The following is a 1,542-nucleotide window of genomic DNA, read 5'->3' as shown; positions in this document are numbered from 1 at the left end:
GGCCGCCAGTTTGTCGAGATCCACTCCTGTCGTCATGCCAAGGCCATGTAGCAGGTAGACCACCTCTTCAGATGCCACATTGCCGGAGGCGCCCGGCGCATAGGGGCAGCCGCCAAGCCCCGCCACCGAGCAGTCGATGGTGCGAATGCCGCGCTCCAGCGCGGGTAGCAGGTTGGCCAAGCCCTGACCGTAGGTGTCGTGAAAATGGACCGCGAGTCGACCCGCCGGGATCTCGTGCAGCACCGCATCCAGCATGGGCGCTACCGTGCCCGGGGTGCCAACGCCTATGGTGTCCCCCAGCGAAATTTCGTGGCAACCGAGATCCAGTAGTTGCTCGGCCATCGCAGCGACCCGTTTCGGGCGGGTCGGGCCATCGAACGGGCATGCAATGACGGTGGAGAGGTAGCCGCGCACCTTGATGCCGAGTCGGCGCGCCTCCTGTACCAAGGGGGCGAAGCGCACCAGCGACTCCTCCACGCTGATGCCGATATTGGCGCGGGTAAAACCGTCGGAGCAGGCGGTGAAGAGGCCAATCTCATCGGCGCGGGCGGTAATGGCTGCCTGCAAGCCTTGCAGATTGGGCACCAGAGCGCCGTAACGGGTTGAGCCCTTGCGCGGCAGTGCCTCGAACAGCGCTGCGGAGTCCGCCATCTGCGGCACTTTTTTGGCAGAGACAAAGGCACCCACCTCGATGCGTTGCAGGCCGCTGTCGGTAAGGCGCTGGATCAGCTCCAACCGCTGTACCAAGGAGAGGGGCGCAGCTTCATTTTGCAGGCCATCTCGTGGCCCCATCTCCACCAGACTGACCCTGTCGTCACGGACGTCCTGTGATCGGTTCATGGGTGTTCCTCCTGTGAAGCAGTCTCTTCGGCAAAGCGCACCAGAATGGCCCCTTGGCTAACTTGCTCACCCTGCTTGCACTGCAGCGCCTCAATTACCCCGTCCCGCTCTGCACGCAACTGGTGCTCCATCTTCATCGCCTCCAGTACCAGCAGGGGTTGCCCCTTGCTGACCGTTTGCCCCTGCTCGACCAGCACGGCTACCACTATGCCGTGCATGGGCGCGATGGCGCCCTGCGCCTTCTCGTTTGCCTGCTCATGGCGGTGGCTGTGCTGCTGATCATCGGCCGCGAAGCGGATGCGCTGGCCCCCCAGGGTCATGAGGAAGGTTGCCTCCGAGCCTGCGATCGTCTGAATGGGGATCTGTTGCCAGCAGCCACCCTGCTGCAGCCGGATATTATCGTCACCTCTCTGGTAGCAATGAGTCTCCCCTTGCCACTCAAACTGGCCGCCATGATCGTTAAGGGTCAATACCCGGTGCTCATCACCGATGCGCACCGCCGCTGTCCAGCAGCGATCCGGCCCCAGCCGAAATCCGCAGGCTTGCTGCCAGGGGGAGGTGCCCGCAGGACGGCTCGCCAGCCAGAGGGTGGCCAGCGGCCAGGCGAGCTCAGGAATGGGCTGTGCTGTGGTGGGAATGGGCCACTGGGTATGGTGGCCCATGGCCAGGACGTCAGGCTCTTCACAAAGGCGCAGCAAGAGC

At 63.9% G+C, this 1,542-nt stretch carries 2 protein-coding genes; both read right to left on the bottom strand.

Features of this window, described 5'->3' with window-relative positions; genetic code table 11:
- A partial coding sequence (locus tag AB5Y85_RS07880) for a hydroxymethylglutaryl-CoA lyase (RefSeq protein WP_368221311.1) occupies nucleotides 1-840 on the bottom strand: 840 nt, incomplete at its 3' end.
- Nucleotides 837-1,542, bottom strand: a 706-nt coding sequence (locus tag AB5Y85_RS07875) for an acetyl-CoA carboxylase biotin carboxyl carrier protein subunit (protein WP_368221310.1), incomplete at its 5' end; no start/stop codon positions are given. The genes AB5Y85_RS07875 and AB5Y85_RS07880, both read right to left, overlap by 4 nt.

This window comes from Aeromonas sp. R3-1, assembly GCF_040908345.1.
Lineage (GTDB): Bacteria > Pseudomonadota > Gammaproteobacteria > Enterobacterales > Aeromonadaceae > Aeromonas > Aeromonas veronii.
The sequence above is the reverse complement of the archived record's forward strand: the minus strand, read 5'-3'. Positions and strand labels throughout refer to the sequence as shown.